At 31.7% G+C, this 14,735-nt stretch carries 16 protein-coding genes and 1 pseudogene; 7 read left to right on the forward strand and 10 right to left on the reverse strand.

Features of this window, described 5'->3' with window-relative positions; genetic code table 11:
• Positions 1–10 precede the first annotated feature (10 nt).
• From ACRHNM_RS06015 to ACRHNM_RS06030, 4 genes are all read right to left on the reverse strand, one after another.
• Positions 11–973: an NAD(P)-dependent alcohol dehydrogenase gene (locus ACRHNM_RS06015; protein WP_431134695.1), complete on the reverse strand. Its 963-nt coding sequence runs from the start codon at positions 971–973 to the stop codon at positions 11–13.
• Between the two features lie 68 nt (positions 974–1,041).
• Complete coding sequence (locus ACRHNM_RS06020) at positions 1,042–1,353, reverse strand: helix-turn-helix domain-containing protein (protein ID WP_431134697.1); 312 nt, start codon at positions 1,351–1,353, stop codon at positions 1,042–1,044.
• Between the two features lie 88 nt (positions 1,354–1,441).
• Positions 1,442–1,606, reverse strand: a complete 165-nt coding sequence (locus ACRHNM_RS06025) for a hypothetical protein (protein WP_431134699.1) — start codon at positions 1,604–1,606, stop codon at positions 1,442–1,444.
• 141 nt (positions 1,607–1,747) lie between these two features.
• Positions 1,748–2,026, reverse strand: a complete 279-nt coding sequence (locus tag ACRHNM_RS06030; RefSeq protein WP_431134701.1) for a hypothetical protein — start codon at positions 2,024–2,026, stop codon at positions 1,748–1,750.
• Positions 2,027–2,341: 315 nt separating this feature from the next.
• Here ACRHNM_RS06030 and ACRHNM_RS06035 point away from each other — a divergent pair, with 315 nt between their 5' ends.
• The 6 genes and pseudogenes from ACRHNM_RS06035 to ACRHNM_RS06060 all read left to right on the forward strand — a co-directional run bounded on the left by ACRHNM_RS06035 (position 2,342) and on the right by ACRHNM_RS06060 (position 7,598).
• Complete coding sequence (locus tag ACRHNM_RS06035) at positions 2,342–3,613, forward strand: alpha/beta hydrolase-fold protein (protein WP_431134703.1); 1,272 nt, start codon at positions 2,342–2,344, stop codon at positions 3,611–3,613.
• A 156-nt stretch (positions 3,614–3,769) separates the two neighbouring features.
• Entirely contained in the window at positions 3,770–4,624 is an 855-nt protein-coding gene (locus tag ACRHNM_RS06040) for a CPBP family intramembrane glutamic endopeptidase (protein WP_431134705.1), read from the forward strand.
• Positions 4,625–4,907: 283 nt separating this feature from the next.
• Positions 4,908–6,293, forward strand: coding sequence for a serine hydrolase (locus tag ACRHNM_RS06045; RefSeq protein ID WP_431134709.1), 1,386 nt, complete (start codon positions 4,908–4,910; stop codon positions 6,291–6,293).
• Position 6,294: 1 nt separating this feature from the next.
• Positions 6,295–6,753: a hypothetical protein gene (locus tag ACRHNM_RS06050; RefSeq protein ID WP_431134710.1), complete on the forward strand. Its 459-nt coding sequence runs from the start codon at positions 6,295–6,297 to the stop codon at positions 6,751–6,753.
• 3 nt (positions 6,754–6,756) lie between these two features.
• Complete coding sequence (locus ACRHNM_RS06055) at positions 6,757–7,332, forward strand: helix-turn-helix domain-containing protein (protein WP_431134712.1); 576 nt, start codon at positions 6,757–6,759, stop codon at positions 7,330–7,332.
• A gap of 66 nt (positions 7,333–7,398) precedes the next feature.
• Positions 7,399–7,598: pseudogene (locus ACRHNM_RS06060) on the forward strand (zinc ribbon domain-containing protein).
• Positions 7,599–7,642: 44 nt separating this feature from the next.
• Here ACRHNM_RS06060 and ACRHNM_RS06065 read toward each other — a convergent pair.
• The 3 genes from ACRHNM_RS06065 to ACRHNM_RS06075 all read right to left on the reverse strand — a co-directional run bounded on the left by ACRHNM_RS06065 (position 7,643) and on the right by ACRHNM_RS06075 (position 9,498).
• On the reverse strand, positions 7,643–7,939 hold the full coding sequence (locus ACRHNM_RS06065; protein WP_431134949.1) for a LytR/AlgR family response regulator transcription factor: 297 nt from the start codon (positions 7,937–7,939) through the stop codon (positions 7,643–7,645).
• A 28-nt stretch (positions 7,940–7,967) separates the two neighbouring features.
• Positions 7,968–8,345, reverse strand: coding sequence for a LytR/AlgR family response regulator transcription factor (locus ACRHNM_RS06070; RefSeq protein WP_431134714.1), 378 nt, complete (start codon positions 8,343–8,345; stop codon positions 7,968–7,970).
• A 511-nt stretch (positions 8,346–8,856) separates the two neighbouring features.
• Positions 8,857–9,498: a DUF6266 family protein gene (locus tag ACRHNM_RS06075; RefSeq protein WP_431134716.1), complete on the reverse strand. Its 642-nt coding sequence runs from the start codon at positions 9,496–9,498 to the stop codon at positions 8,857–8,859.
• Positions 9,499–9,918: 420 nt separating this feature from the next.
• Here ACRHNM_RS06075 and ACRHNM_RS06080 point away from each other — a divergent pair, with 420 nt between their 5' ends.
• Entirely contained in the window at positions 9,919–10,245 is a 327-nt protein-coding gene (locus ACRHNM_RS06080; protein ID WP_431134718.1) for a YegP family protein, read from the forward strand.
• Positions 10,246–11,571: 1,326 nt separating this feature from the next.
• Here ACRHNM_RS06080 and ACRHNM_RS06085 read toward each other — a convergent pair.
• From ACRHNM_RS06085 to ACRHNM_RS06095, 3 genes are all read right to left on the reverse strand, one after another.
• Positions 11,572–12,711 (reverse strand): hypothetical protein, encoded by a 1,140-nt coding sequence (locus ACRHNM_RS06085; RefSeq protein WP_431134720.1) that lies wholly within the window; start codon positions 12,709–12,711, stop codon positions 11,572–11,574.
• Between the two features lie 351 nt (positions 12,712–13,062).
• Positions 13,063–14,157 carry a Card1-like endonuclease domain-containing protein gene (locus ACRHNM_RS06090; protein WP_431134722.1) on the reverse strand — a complete coding sequence of 365 codons (1,095 nt, stop codon included), beginning with the start codon at positions 14,155–14,157 and terminating at the stop codon, positions 13,063–13,065.
• The gene (locus tag ACRHNM_RS06095) at positions 14,157–14,735 is read right to left on the reverse strand and encodes a hypothetical protein (RefSeq protein WP_431134724.1); all 579 of its coding nucleotides are present in this window, start codon (positions 14,733–14,735) and stop codon (positions 14,157–14,159) included. The genes ACRHNM_RS06090 and ACRHNM_RS06095 overlap by 1 nt, the downstream gene beginning before the upstream one ends.

Here is a 14,735-nt window from a genome sequence, read left to right on the forward strand (position 1 = left end):
GATTGATGATTTATAGATTGATGATGACTACATTACCTACTTTTCGTCCAGTCTCGAGATATTGATGTGCTTTTGCAATATCTGATAGACCATAGGTACGATCTATAGTAGTATGTAATTTATTTTGTCCGAAAAAATAAACCAGATCTTTGAATAACTGCTTTAAATCTTTGGTCTTTTTCATTCCTGTAGCAGCAAACTTTACTTGTTTTGAGTTCCACAACATTTGCCAAAGTATTTGAATGCTTAATACAGGCGTCATAAAAATGCCATCAGAACTGATTATTTTTTTAGCAGTTTGATAGGATAATTTTCCAACAGCATCATAAATCACATCATACTTACATGATAACTCATTTAAGTTGACTTTGGTGTAATCTATTACGTCATCTGCTCCTAATGTTTTTACAAAATCAATATTTTTAGCATTACAAATTCCTGTGACTTTTGCTCCCATCAACTTTGCCAGTTGAACTGCTGCAGACCCCAAACTTCCGGAAGCACCATTTATTAAAATATGGTGTTCTTGTTGAATATTTGCAATGTCTTTTAAGAAATTATATGAGGTTAAAAAACCATCACAAACTGGTGCGGCTTGAGTATGAGAAATTGCATCGGGTTTTAACTCGATAATCATATCTTCAGAAATACACAAATAGTCTGCATTACTACCATTACTAAATAGCTTTTCACCAAAAACGGCATCACCAATACTGAACTTTTTCACATCAGATCCAACGGCTTCAACGATACCTGAGAAGCCTGTTCCTAAAGCTGTGTTTTTGGGTTTAAATACGCCAAGAAATAATCTTCCAAGTCTTGGGATCCCTTGACGCATCATAGTGTCTGCTCTAGTAACTGATGAGGCTTCAATGTTTACTAAAATTTCATTAAACTGAGGTGCTGGTTTTTTAGTTTCAACAATCTGAATAATTTCTGGCGAACCATATTTTGTATAAATTGCTGCTTTCATAATTATTATTATTTAAAGCAAAGTTGAAGTTAATTAAACAATTAAAAGTTCTATATTATAAATCGGAACTAACTCTCCTTATGAGATTGCAAATAATAATTAAGGGTTATTCCTTCTATTTTTTTGAAGAATGTGTTAAGGACCGTTTTAGAATTAAAATCACTATCGTAAGCAACAGCCATAATAGTAACACCTTTATTTTCTTCTAAAAGAATACGCTCTTTAAATTCCTTTACTCTATAAGAATTGACATATTCAGAGAAGTTTTTATGAAAGTCTTGATTCAGTAATTGAGAGACATAATTCCTTGGAAGTTCTAAATAACAGGCTAAATCTTTTAATGACAGATCTGGATTTAAGTAGAGTTTGTAATCTATCATAATTTGTTCTAACTCTTTTGTGTACTTTTTAATTTCGGAAGCATTCAGCAATGCTTATTTGTACTTTTTTTTCTGTTTATAATTGCAATTATCCGGAATTGTCTGAAGCATAATCGCCTTGTGATCTGGTTTCAGCATGTAGTTTGTTAATCCCCTCAATCCTATTAACATAAGGCTTGTGCAGCATATCTTCATACTGGTCAAACACAGACAGATACATAAAAAAGAAGATAAATAAACTGGCTGGTTTCATCTTCCGAAAATAATAAAAAAATAAACAATAAAAATCTAAATATGAGTGATTTAGAAAAAATCAGCAAAATTAACACACAACCTCAAAAAACCTAAAACCAACACCATCCGAAGCATTCAACAAAAATAAAGCACCATCAACCTATTGATAAAACCGTACATCCAAAACACAAAACTTAGTTCCTATTTTTAGAGGTAAAGTATTAGGCACTAACGTAACAGAACTACCCGTGAAATTCTTGTCTAAAACTAAAAAATTCGCCAAATACAACTCATAATCCAAACTACTAAAATCAAAGTCAAGCACACCATATGTCAATTCAATACGCGTAGCACCATTGATAAATCCAACTTGCTTAATATCAAAATCAGAAATCGTTAAAGCATAACTACCAGAATTAACAGCATAATTAAAAGGCATTACTCGCTTTACATCACAACCATAAGTATGTTTAGCATAGCATTGGCAACAAAAACCATAGAATCACAAAACCTCTTAAGTTGGTTAGTCAGAATAAAAATACCTAGAGTTATAGAATGTTATATGTCTTAACTGACATTTGATATGCTATTTAACAACCTAAAATTGTTGATTCCGTATAAAATTCTGTTATATGTCGCTTTTCATATTTTTTACATCCAAATATGAATATTTTAGCTTTAGGTTTAACATTATGAAAAAAATTTAATACATCGCACTAACTCGTTAGCCTCAATTATGAAAACCAAAATAAGAATGATTAAAGACAGTAACATGACCAAAGGATTAAAAATAATATTGACTATAGGACTCATTATTGTCTCTCAAGAATTTGTAACAGCTCAAGGAAATCAAAATCAACAGTTTTTGCAAAAAGTAGGTGTCTTGGATAGTCTCTATTCCAAGGTATTAGACGAGTCAAGAAAGATTTATGTGCAATTGCCTGCCAGTTATACCCCTGAGAAAAACCAAAATTACCCTGTAGTTTATATTTTAGATGGAGAAATCTTTCTCCCTACCGTAAATGATGTACAAAATTACTATAGTGGTGGTTTTATACCAGAAATGGTTCTTGTGGGCATTGCTAATAATAAAAACAGAGTTCGAGACCTCACTACTTCTACCATAACCACGAAATATGCTATGCCTTTCAGTGAAAAAAACGGAGAGGCAATCAATTTTGGGAAGTTCATTGAGAAAGAACTGATTCCTTTTATTGAAAGCAATTATCCAGTTACTAATTACAGAACGCTAATTGGTCATTCTTACGGAGGTTTATTTACTATGTCCACACTAATTAATCAACCCAATTTATTTGCGAATTATTTGGCCATAGACCCTAGTCTAGATTGGGACAATCAAAAGCTATTAAAAGAAGCCCAAGACGCATTTGCTAAACAGAATTATACAAACAAAGCTTTATTTATGTCACTTAGCGGACAATTACATATGCAGAACTCGCAAATAACGATAGACAATGTAATGCAGGATGTATCCGATTTTACTTTGTTCGCTCGTTCGAATATTACCTTTTCACAGTTGGTTAATAAAAATGCTAAAACCGGATTGTCTTTTGACTGGAAATTTTACCCTAAAGATATTCATGGAACTGTGCCATTCCCTTCAATTATGGATGGTTTAATTTCACTTTTTGAATGGTATCAAATGGAAAATACGGATAAAATAAATTCATTTGACACGTCCAAAGAAGACCTTTTCAGTACAATAAAATACAGAGAAGAGAAACTCAAAAAGCATTTTGGATATACTGAAGCACCTTATCCAGAAGAACTTTTGATTATGTTAGGTTATATGAATATGGATATGCAACAACCTGAAAAGACGAAAATGTACTTTGAATTTGCAGTTAAGTATTATCCCAAAAGCGCAAGCACACATAATTCAATGGCCGATTACTATGAAGCACAAGGCGACTTTGCTAATGCAATTAAATATGTAACTAAAGCTTTTGGATTAAGTGGTGACCATGTCTACAAGAAAAGAATCGAGGAACTTAAAAGAAAATAACAAAGGCTAATATTTTTATATGAGTAATGGCAGCGAAGAAGTCTTATAGGAAACAACCACGAAATCTGCCACTACACATACAATTTATCGTTAGGCGCAATGTAACAAAACTACGAACTCATCGTCTTCCAGTAACAAACCAATCAGTAAATTAAAATGCCAAAAAAATTATCGGAAAGAAAAGAAACTTGGAAAACAATCTTTCTATTTCTTGCAATCGTTCTTCTTCTTACTTCACCTTTTCATTATGCCATAGTTAATTTATATCCATCACGAATATATGTTGGAGCTATAATGTGGTGTCCTGCAATTGCCGCATTTATTACCTTAAAAATAAAAGGTCGTAAGATTTCATCTCTAAATTGGAATTGGGGAAATTGGAAATATATTCGACTTTCTTATTTTATTCCTGCTTTATATGGCTTAATCACTTATATACTAATTTGGGTTTTTGGTTTTGGAAGCTTAACAAATGAAGAAGCAATTACAGACTGGGGAAAAGAACTTGGTTTGATTGGAATTGGAACTCTACATCCAACATCGATTGCTATGATCGCTATTATCTTATTAGGAACTATTGAAGTCATAAGAGCAGCTGCAACAACTTTAGGGGAAGAGATTGGATGGCGAGGTTTTTTCATTTATGAATTAAGAAAAGTTCTTTCTTTTACTGGTGTTTCCATTTTTAGTGGAATTATTTGGGCAACTTGGCATTGGCCATTAATTGTGTATTATGGCGAAAATGTAATCTTGGAATTGACAACATTTTATGTTGTTATTGTTTCAATGTCATTCATTATGACTTACTACACTTTTAAATCTAAAAGCCTATGGCCAGCAGTAATTTTTCACGCAGTAAGCAATGTATATATTCAAAAAATATTACCTGAGTTAACAATAAAAAATGAAGGAACAGAACATTGGCTTGGTGAAAACGGAATTATGTTTGCAATTGTGACTTGCGTTTTTGGTATTTACTTTTGGAGAAAAGCAATTAAAGACAAATTGTAACTTAAAAACACAGTGCCTAACAAAGAACGGAGTCAAAAAACAAGTCTTTTTAAAATGCTGAAATTCCATTAGAGATAATTTTTACAGGAAACAGCAGTATTTCTTTGCCAATTTGGAACTGATTTCAATAACTGTTAGAATCTCATCTCTTAAGTAAAATAAAGTCCAAATGTGCTATTATTTAAAGGAATAAGCGTAAATGTCATAAAGATGTCATAAGCTTGGCGCAAGTGTCAGTAAGGTTTGTATTTAATTTTGTCCCATGAACATTAAATACATACTTATGATTAATTTTTTTACAAGACTCACTTTTCTTTTTATCACATATTTTGGCTTTAGTCAGAGCTACGAATCAAAAATGGATTCCATAGTTGCTATAAGTTATAATCAAAACGAGCCTGGTATTTCAATTCTAGTAGCGAAAGAAGGAGAATCTATTTATAATAAAGCTTTTGGAAAAGCTAATTTAGAATTAAATACACCTTTACAAAAGAGTAGTGTATTTCAGATTGGTTCAATTACAAAACAGTTTACCGCAGTTTCAATTTTAATTCTAGCAGAGCAAGGTAAACTAAATATTGAGGATAATATTGGAAAATACATTCCTGAATATGCCGAAATAGGAAAAGACATTACCATTCATCATCTATTAAACCATACTTCAGGCATAAAAAACAGAACACCTGTTGGTGACAAGGGTTTTATTTCTAGAACTGATATGTCTCCCACAGAACTTATTGCATATTTTAAAGATGAACCTTTAGAATTCAAACCAGGTGAAAATTTTAAATATAGCAATGCTGGCTATATTGTACTAGGACGAATTATTGAAATCATTTCTGATCAATCTTATGGCGATTATATAGAACAAAGTATTTTTGATAAAATAGGAATGGCTTCCTCATTCTACGGAAGCACTAAAGAAATTATTAAAAATAGAGCTTCAGGCTATCAAATGGAAAAAGATAGCTTTACTAATGCAGAATACATGAGCTTAACTTTGCCGTATTCAGCAGGTTCTATTTTATCTACGGTTGAAGATCTATTAAAATGGCAAAACGCACTGAATTCCAATGTGTTATTAAAACAAACCAGTTTCAAACAAGCCATAAAACCCTCTGTTTTAAATAATGGCAAAAAAATACCTTATGGATATGGTTTTAGATTAGCAAAATTGGGGGAATCACCTATAATAGCTCACACTGGTAGTACAAAAGGTTTTACTTCTATTACATTCTTTTTACCAAGAGAAAATATCTATATCGTAGCTTTAACCAATTGCAATTGTAAAAATGTGAATTCTATTGCAAAACAAGTTGCCCAGTTATTTGTAACTGTACCTAAGGCTAATAAAATGTCTTCTGATGATCAAATGGCTCAGCAAAACAGAAAGTCAATAGATGTGCCTCTTGAAATATTAAAAAAATATGTTGGAACTTATGAGGTTAAGTCTAACGTTAACCTAACAATCGGCTTAGATAACACAAATCAACTATACTTATTAGCTCCAGGTCAAACTAAGAAGGTTGAGCTATTTGCTGAAACTCAAAATCATTTTTTTATAAAAATTGTAAATGCAGAAATTACATTTAATAAAAACGAAGTGAATAATGTTATTAGCCTAACTATGAATCAATCTGGTCGTAAAATCAGTGCTAAAAAAAATTAATATGAAAACCAACAAAAAGACACCTCTGCAACAGGCCATACATTATGCTAAAGTGCCTATACTAATAGCATTATTTCTGTCCCCAATACGGTATACACTAGAATTGATAGGACTACCAGAAAATGCTATTTTTATTATTGGTCTGCTTTGGCTCACCTTAGGATTTGCCATATATTTAGGTATTAAAACCTTTAACAAGAAAATGCCTTATCGCATCCTCTTATTAAGTCTAGCTATTTTTTCTCCAATCTCAAGAGTTCCTGTGGCCATACTTTGGTGGATCGATACGAAATGGGAAATTGGCACTCATTATGGATTATATTATGATAATTTTGGTGAAGCCTTATTAAATCATGTTATTTACGGATCCTTAGTTCAATTAATTCCTGCATTCTTATTAGGTTCAATAACAATAGTACTAATGAGGTATAGAAAACAGTCACAAAAAATAAACCTATAGAAAATGGATAAAAACTATTTAGCTATACGCGTAAAAGAGTTAAGAAACCAGAGAGGAATGTCTCAAGAGTTTCTTGCTGAAGAATCTGGATTGAGTTTAAGAACGATTCAACGGATTGAAAAAGGGGAATCAAATCCCACAGGAGAGTCATTGAAGCGTTTAGCCAATGCCTTAAATGTAAGTCCAGATGATTTGATAGATTGGTCAATAAAGGAAGATAAAAAGTATTTAACGTATCTCAATCTCTCTGCACTGTTATTTCTAGTCTTTCCTTTGCTTGGGGTATTAATTGCATTTATACTGTGGACATCGAAAAAAGGAAAGATTAAAAACATTAATAAATTAGGAAAAAACCTCATTAATTTTGAAATAACATGGACAATCTTGTTATTTTTCATTCCCATATTATTATTTATCACATCAAAAATCGGACTAATAAAAGATATGACTTTGAGCTTATTTTTTATAGTCATTGGCATTTTGTATTTCAGTAATTTAATTTTAATATTGATCAATACACTGAGAATAAACAATGAAAAAGAGGTGATATATAGTCCTAGATTTAAGTTTTTAAAATAAAAGGGCAATGAATAACAGTGTTAATCTTTTACATCCATATAGTATCAACTCAAAAAATATAAAACTATGAAATACAAATGTCCGAAGTGTGATAATACCACTTATGAAATTGGTGAAATGAGAGCCACGGGTGGTACGTGGTCGAAAATATTTGATGTACAGAATAAAAATTTACGTCAGAGACCTGTAAAAAATGTACTTATACTGAATTCTTTAAAGCAAAGACGGGTGCTTTGAGTAATATTTTCGATTTTTTCACGAATTAAAATAGTTTTTACTGAAGCACCAATTTTTTAAATGAATCTTAAACTTATTTAATAAGTTGATTAATATTTGTTTTATATAGCTTACCAATAGGTACAATGTGATCGCCAATATAAATTCTATTACCTTCTACTCTAACGATCTGCTTTTTTGCAACGGCAAATGACTTATGAACTTGAAGAAAATCATTGTCAGAAAGCAATTGGATGATATCCGATATTTTTTCGCGAATACTTATGGTGTTATTACTCGTGACAACTTTGGTATAATTACCTGAAGCTTCAATAAATAGAATAGTATCTACATCTACCTGAATATGAATATTATTCTGTTTTAAAAAGATCTGTTATCCTTCAGGTTTTATAGTCTCTTTATTGTCTTATTTTTACTGGATTAGTGTCAGAAGAGGTCACTTTATTAATAGCAGTTAAAAAATGTTCAAAACTAAATGGTTTTAATAAGTAATCTACCACATTTAATTCATAGCCTTCAATAGCGAATTCACTATAGGCAGTCGTTACAATAACTTTTGGTGGAGATGAAAGTGTTTTTAAAAATTGAAATCCTTTTAATTTGGGCATGTTCAAATCTAAAAAAATGAGATCTATATCATGTTTGCTTAAGTAGTCGATAGCTTCTATAGCATCGTAACAATCTGCTTTGAATTCTAAATTCGGAAGCATATCACAATGACCTCTTATTATATCGTGTGCAATATGTTCGTCGTCTATAATGATATATGTAATCATAAGCCTTTAATATTCAATGTAGCCGTATGGATGGTATCTGTCTTAGATAGTGTTAAGGTATGATTGTTTGGGTATACCAGTTCTAATCTTCGTTTTAGTTTTTTTAATCCAATTCCTGTTTCAGGATTATCTTGTGCTTCATCAAAATTATTTTCTATTTTTTAAGGTGTTTTCACCACGCCATCAACAGCACATCATCGAGGAGCTTTTTGAGTCTTTAGGTGAATTAAAAATTAATTAAGATTAGATTAGGATACATAAAGTACTCCTCTCCTATTTATAAGCCTTTCAAGAAAAATGTGTAAATGCAGGACAATTATTTCATCCTATTTCCCGATACAATATCTTCCTAATACCGCTATTGTTGAGTTGATAAACATTAGGCAACAAATAGGATACAAATAATGCTTGAAAAGCATCAATTAAAGACAATGAAAAATAAATTGAACTACAAATATAGTATAAAAAAAACCACTCGTTAAGAGTGGTTTTCAATCAAAAACACCAAGCATTAATTAGCTATTCCAGAGCCTAAATAAGTACTGTTTGATACTTGATTACCATCAGCAGTGATAAAAGCCATAAAAAGCTCTACTGTATCTCCTGCGTAGGTTGTTGGGATAGCAACAATTTGAGTCCCAACTGTTCTATCAGCACCATCGGTTAAAGAAATAGATTCTTTCTTTGATGGATTGTAAACCAATAACATTGATTTATCAGTAGTGTTTGCATTTCCTTCAGCAGAGTTATCATCCCAGTTAAAAGTCACTTCTCCTGGATTAGCAAGATCAGTAGTAGGGTTTAAAGCAGTCGATAAACCTCCTCTACTGACTAATGCGTTAGGAAAATCAACCTCAAAGTTAGGTTCGATCCCTGTAATCGCATTATTTAATACATAAGACATAGCTGCATTAAATGCAGTCTTTTTTACAGCTAAAAACTTATATCCTTTTTGGATAAATGGTTTAACAGCTTGAATAAATTCTAAAGTCACTGTAAACTTATTTCTTTGGTTTACTTGACCTGTAGTTCTTGGATTGGCTACACTTGAAGGTTTAATTCTAATGTAGTCAATTCCTTTCCAGCTTCCACCGATAACATTTCCAACCTTACCTGAAAGCCCTCCTAAAATACCTTGAGCAATTTTTCCCATAACATAAATGATTTAAATGAAACTTATTTTTCTTCGGACTTGGTACGGACTTAACACGAAGCTGTACCTTCCGTTGAAATATAAGTCAAGTATTATGCTATTCTTCTAATATGGATTTTGTTGCTTTAGATTACTTCCTTTTGCATTAGAAACAAAAAAAGTAAACTTTTTTTTCAGAAAAAGAGAAAAAAGAAAGGCAATACTGTTGTGGCGTGGCAATCCTGTCAAGCTTTTTGGGAAAAATCGTGCGCTTGGATAGGTTTAAAAAATAAGCACCGTTCATTTTAGCGTACTATTTTTTTCAAAACCCTTGTGGCTTGAGCTTTATAGGATTATAGCGATGGCAGTTGGAAGCCACGTATCTTTGCTATCTTTTTTATTTTTTTCCTATATTTATGGATAACTAATTATAATAATATTATGGCAAAATTTGAAGTATATACAGATGCTCGTGGTGAGTATCGATTTAGATTAAAAGCTAACAATGGACAAAATATATTAGCAAGTGAAGGGTATTCCGCAAAAGCTGGTTGTATGAACGGTATTGAATCTGTTCGAAAAAACTCTCAAGATGATAGAAAATTTGATAGGAAAAAATCTAGTAATGGAAAGCATTACTTTAATTTAAAAGCAACTAACGGTCAAATTATTGGAACAAGTGAGATGTATGAATCATCTTCTGGAATGGAAAATGGTATTGCATCTGTAAAAACTAATGCTCCTAATGCTTCAGTCGAAGAGGTTTAGTTTAGCATTTCCATAAGTCAAAATTATTAATATAAGCCCTCTTTTTATTGAGGGTTTCTTTTTTACTAAAATGTTTTAGCAGGTAATCTAAAAGGCGCGAGCCGGCTGCGAGATGAGCAAGGGTGGTGTGGTAATAGCACGTTGCTTTTTCAGCAAAAGTGCGTACCACAGCAACGGTTTACCGCAAGGGTGGCGCAGTTTTTTGATTTCTTATTGTAGACAGATGGATTATTATTGGTATTTCTGAATATTCAAGTTTTGGCAAGTGCAGCGATTGAAGGAGGCGATGGAAGGTATTGAGAATAGTTTTCATTTAAGGATTGGCGTTTACTTATTGTCAATTGCATTGAGGATTTTAAGGGTTTGAGGAAAATATAATAATATTAGCGAATAGCCAATCCGTAATGTAAAAACTATTAAGCGTGGATGGAATTGCCGACTGAATGAGTTGCTCTTGCAATGTCTGCAAAATAGGATAATCCGCAATGTAGATGGAAGTTCAGATTTTTATTGATGTTTACTATTTCTAATGAAGTAATCAAATATTCTTTTGATGTATTGCGGTTATCTTATTTGCAATCTGGAGTCGTTCAAAAAATGTGACACCCGCAGACCCACATGCTTTATTGAATCAAATGTTATAGAATTAGATTATTTCAATTAAGACACTAAACTTTCTGTTAAAACTAAAACACATGTGGGTTTTGCCCGAAGCGACCCGCAGGCTCGCATCATATTAAGTAGCGATTGTACCCCTTAAAATATGCGCCTGCTTTTGCAGGCACCAATTTGGGGATACCTGCTTTTCGCAGGTAGGGGTACAAAAGTAGCTACGGGTGAGGAAGGAGAGAATGTGTAAAATAAAACAAATAAATAGTACCAACGAGGACGTGTCGCCGCAGTGGTGCTATTTAGCTCGCGACGTTTATATTGTTTTAAGTGCTCGTGAATAGCCAGAAGCGAGCTAGGCCTATATTTCAATGATATTCAAGTGGCTATTTATGGTATATACAAGCCTTTTAAATTAGAATTGTGATTGATTATGAGACCCCTCTACTGCGCTCGTGGTGATAATTGAAAATAAAAAATTGGCTTGCAGATATGTTTTATGGAACAAAATGGAACGACTGACAAACACCTTATTACCTGCCTTAACGAATTTGTGGGCAAAGGCAAAAAGTACAGGCTATAATTACTCTAAAAGTCTGTTTAAATTCTAAAAATATCTTTAATTATAGCTTGTACTGTGGGGAACGGAAAGCTCTTGCAATTGAGAGCGTGAAGAGCAACGAAACAAACGAATGCGTAAGTGCTTGCAGTGTGGGGTTACCAATACTTATTCCTTTTAACTTCAAGTGTTTCTCTGTCTATATCTTCTAATAACTTCACTTCTTTTTCTATCAATGGATCATACCAATCGGCCTTTTCCTTGGCCCATTCAAGCGTATTTTTAATTGGCTGATTGTTGGACTGAAGTTTTAAATCATTACTCTCTAATTTTTTAATGAATTTTCTCAAATACTCCGCTTTATGCCAACGTGTTGCCATTGTAAGTAAGGCTTTGAAATTTGATAATTCTTCATCTTTAACCTTTTGTAAATCTTCTTCTATTTTACGTAATTTTTCCTGCTCTTCTCTCCAAATAGCACGCTCTATTTTTCTTGCTTTATCTTCTTTTGCTCTGGTTTCAATCCAAACTAAAATATCCGCTAATTTATCTTCTAAAGGTTTTGTTTTAGTATCTGACCATTCTTTTTTGGGATACAAATCATCTAATTTTAAACATAAATTTCCAGTAGGCTCTAGATCAAATGAATCCCAGCTATTATTCGTTTCTCGTTTAACTCTTCTATTCTTTTCTGATAATCTTATATCATACGATTGTTCAAAAACTGTTATGGTTGTGTGATTTGAAACTTTAATGATATATCCTCGCTTTTCCATTGCTTTTATCAAGGTATCCATAAACCTTAATGCTCTTGAAAAAAGACCGTCTGATACATTAATACTTAATGCATCTGAATCATCAATTTTCATGCTCCAGTTTCTGGTTTTGTTTCTAATCTTTATTGCTTTGTGGTATTCTTTAGTAGCAATAATATATTTATGAGGTTTTGAAAGCTTATCCGGAACTTTTAAAGACAATTCCTTACTTGTTTCAATTTCTGTTTTTAGTTTGCTTTTTACTTTACCTGGCGGATTATATGCTATATAGCCCTTTTCATCAAGGTATAAGATTGTTGTTTTGTCTTTTTCTACATCTATTGGGAATGTAGTTTTAGACACTTTTTTATTGTGCTTTATCTTTTGCCAGTGCCCTGATTGTGGTAGTGGTATATTGTGTTGCTTGCAAATTTTGCGCAAATTATAGGCATCAAAATTTAACTCTTTTGCTAATGTTGTTAATGGTTTAGACCAAACTAAATCATATAAATCCTTTTGTTTGAGACCTTTTTTATCTGACATTTTTAGCTATTAAAATGGTAACATATCAAAATAAAGCTTTCCGTTGGATTCCTTTATTTTAACATAGATTCGGCTATGCTTATGGTAATTATCATAAAAGCAATAATGCGTATATCCTTCGTCTTCCCATTCTGGGTTTTCAATTTTTAAATGCAACTTCCCTTTAGATGTTTTATAAGCACATTTAAGCATACTCGTAAAGAACCTATAAAAATTTAATTTATTAGGAAAGGTTGTCTCGATGTTATTGGCTAATAAATGGTATAGGAAGATTTTTGGTTTGTTTAGCTCTACTGCAACCTTTAAACTCTTTATTACTATTTTAGAATACAACACGTTCAAATTAGTTTATTATATCTCCAATTTTGATAACATGTAATCTAACTTTTTTGAAATTGAATTAAGTTTAACGTGTTTCTTATTGAATTCTTCCAAATAAAAAACTTCAATTCCAAAGTCTTGACATTTCTCAATTAAATGAGCTTGAGGTTTGTAATATGATACAAGTATTGATTTAGAGCTTATTCCTCCATAAAACTTACCAATTGCTCTCATTTTATTAATATCAGATTGTGTGACCTTACCAGATTTACATTCGATAAATAAGATTTTTTGACCTGTATTAATTAATATATCTATTTCATTCTTATCTAACTTGCTATCAGCATTGGATTTAATTGCTAAACTCATGTGAACCTCTCTTGCCGATTTCCATGAAGATATCGCAGATGCCACAATTAGCTCCCACCAAAGACCTGATGATAATATTTTAAAGGCATTTGCACCTTTCGATTCTATATTAAATTTAGGTGCAGAAACCTTTAGATAAATACCGTTCCAATCAATGCTAAACTTTTTGTTTTTATAAGTAAAGCTTGTACGCTCACTTTTAACATCTACTGCCCTTAATAGCTTAAATAATTCTGAAATACCAGACTTACTTTTCCTTAACTCTAGTATTTGATTTGCTAATTTTAAATCTTCATTTGAGAAAGCCTTTAAAGATGTGGAAGAAAATGTATTATGATTTGAAAGTAGAAGGAAATTTTTTGTTGATATATTCTTTTGTAATTTAGTTTGTGTACCATTAGATATATCTATTAAGTTTTGGTTTTGATCAATATAGAAACTAAAACATTCCAAAGTTTTAAAGACCTCTTGACTTGCTAAAGCCATAAGCTTTGTACCACTTGTTAAATTTAGCTCAAATGTTGCACCTTCATTATCGCAAATAATATTTGTTACAGTCTCTTCAATTGATTTATAGTTATATGGATCTACTTGATAGCTAATGGATTTATAGCTGGAAAGGTTTTTTTCTAATCTATTTTTTAATCTTACCGATTCCTTTGTATATAGAATATGGACTGTATCTGGATTTCTTTCCAATACGCCTATGTATACAGGTAAAATCTGACCACCTAAAAGCGTTATTTGATGTGTCATTATTTTATAAATAATTCTGGTTGGTTAATATCTGGATTATAAACAATATTTAAAACTTCAGTTCCAGGCAATGGTTTTCTTAATTCCTTTATATAACCCTCGAAATCTACATATGTAATTTTACATCTATAATCTTTACCAAAAATAGATGCAGCTGCCACCATTGACTTTTTACCGCCTGTAATATCAATTGTAATTCTTTGCGATTCAATTTCATACAATATTTCTTTCAAAGATTTGTATATCGTATTAAAACTTGTATCTGAAATAGTAATCAAACTAAATTCATTTTCTACAAACTCTTCAACACGATTAATTACTTCTTCTTTATGTTCTGTTGTAATAACATAATGTTTAATTGGTCGAATTGTATTGGCTGTAAGAATTATAGGTTCTGGTGAGAAGCCTAACATAGAAATTAAAACTTCTTCTTCATTGAATAGGTCTTCATATTTATTTTGAAAATTCTCAATTATTTCTGGAAATAATTTATCAAAATAAAGCTTTTCAGCTAATTGAAAGTTTCCATGTTTAGCTAAAGCTAACCACTCATCTGTATATTTTAAATTAGATTCCAT

Source organism: Psychroserpens mesophilus, assembly GCF_050617655.1.
GTDB lineage: Bacteria > Bacteroidota > Bacteroidia > Flavobacteriales > Flavobacteriaceae > Psychroserpens > Psychroserpens mesophilus_A.

Excerpts from the sequence above, each read along its gene's own strand:
- ACRHNM_RS06080 (WP_431134718.1), top strand. The coding sequence starts at position 9,919 with ATGGCAAAATTTGAAGTATATACAGATGCTCGTGGTGAGTATCGATTT.
- ACRHNM_RS06030 (WP_431134701.1), bottom strand. The coding sequence starts at position 2,026 with ATGCCTTTTAATTATGCTGTTAATTCTGGTAGTTATGCTTTAACGATT.
- ACRHNM_RS06070 (WP_431134714.1), bottom strand. The coding sequence starts at position 8,345 with ATGATTACATATATCATTATAGACGACGAACATATTGCACACGATATA.
- ACRHNM_RS06020 (WP_431134697.1), bottom strand. The coding sequence starts at position 1,353 with ATGATAGATTACAAACTCTACTTAAATCCAGATCTGTCATTAAAAGAT.
- ACRHNM_RS06050 (WP_431134710.1), top strand. The coding sequence starts at position 6,295 with ATGAAAACCAACAAAAAGACACCTCTGCAACAGGCCATACATTATGCT.
- ACRHNM_RS06025 (WP_431134699.1), bottom strand. The coding sequence starts at position 1,606 with ATGAAACCAGCCAGTTTATTTATCTTCTTTTTTATGTATCTGTCTGTG.
- ACRHNM_RS06015 (WP_431134695.1), bottom strand. The coding sequence starts at position 973 with ATGAAAGCAGCAATTTATACAAAATATGGTTCGCCAGAAATTATTCAG.
- ACRHNM_RS06085 (WP_431134720.1), bottom strand. The coding sequence starts at position 12,711 with ATGTCAGATAAAAAAGGTCTCAAACAAAAGGATTTATATGATTTAGTT.
- ACRHNM_RS06035 (WP_431134703.1), top strand. The coding sequence starts at position 2,342 with ATGATTAAAGACAGTAACATGACCAAAGGATTAAAAATAATATTGACT.
- ACRHNM_RS06055 (WP_431134712.1), top strand. The coding sequence starts at position 6,757 with ATGGATAAAAACTATTTAGCTATACGCGTAAAAGAGTTAAGAAACCAG.
- ACRHNM_RS06075 (WP_431134716.1), bottom strand. The coding sequence starts at position 9,498 with ATGGGAAAAATTGCTCAAGGTATTTTAGGAGGGCTTTCAGGTAAGGTT.
- ACRHNM_RS06095 (WP_431134724.1), bottom strand. The coding sequence starts at position 14,735 with ATGGAATCTAATTTAAAATATACAGATGAGTGGTTAGCTTTAGCTAAA.
- ACRHNM_RS06090 (WP_431134722.1), bottom strand. The coding sequence starts at position 14,157 with ATGACACATCAAATAACGCTTTTAGGTGGTCAGATTTTACCTGTATAC.
- ACRHNM_RS06045 (WP_431134709.1), top strand. The coding sequence starts at position 4,908 with ATGATTAATTTTTTTACAAGACTCACTTTTCTTTTTATCACATATTTT.
- ACRHNM_RS06040 (WP_431134705.1), top strand. The coding sequence starts at position 3,770 with ATGCCAAAAAAATTATCGGAAAGAAAAGAAACTTGGAAAACAATCTTT.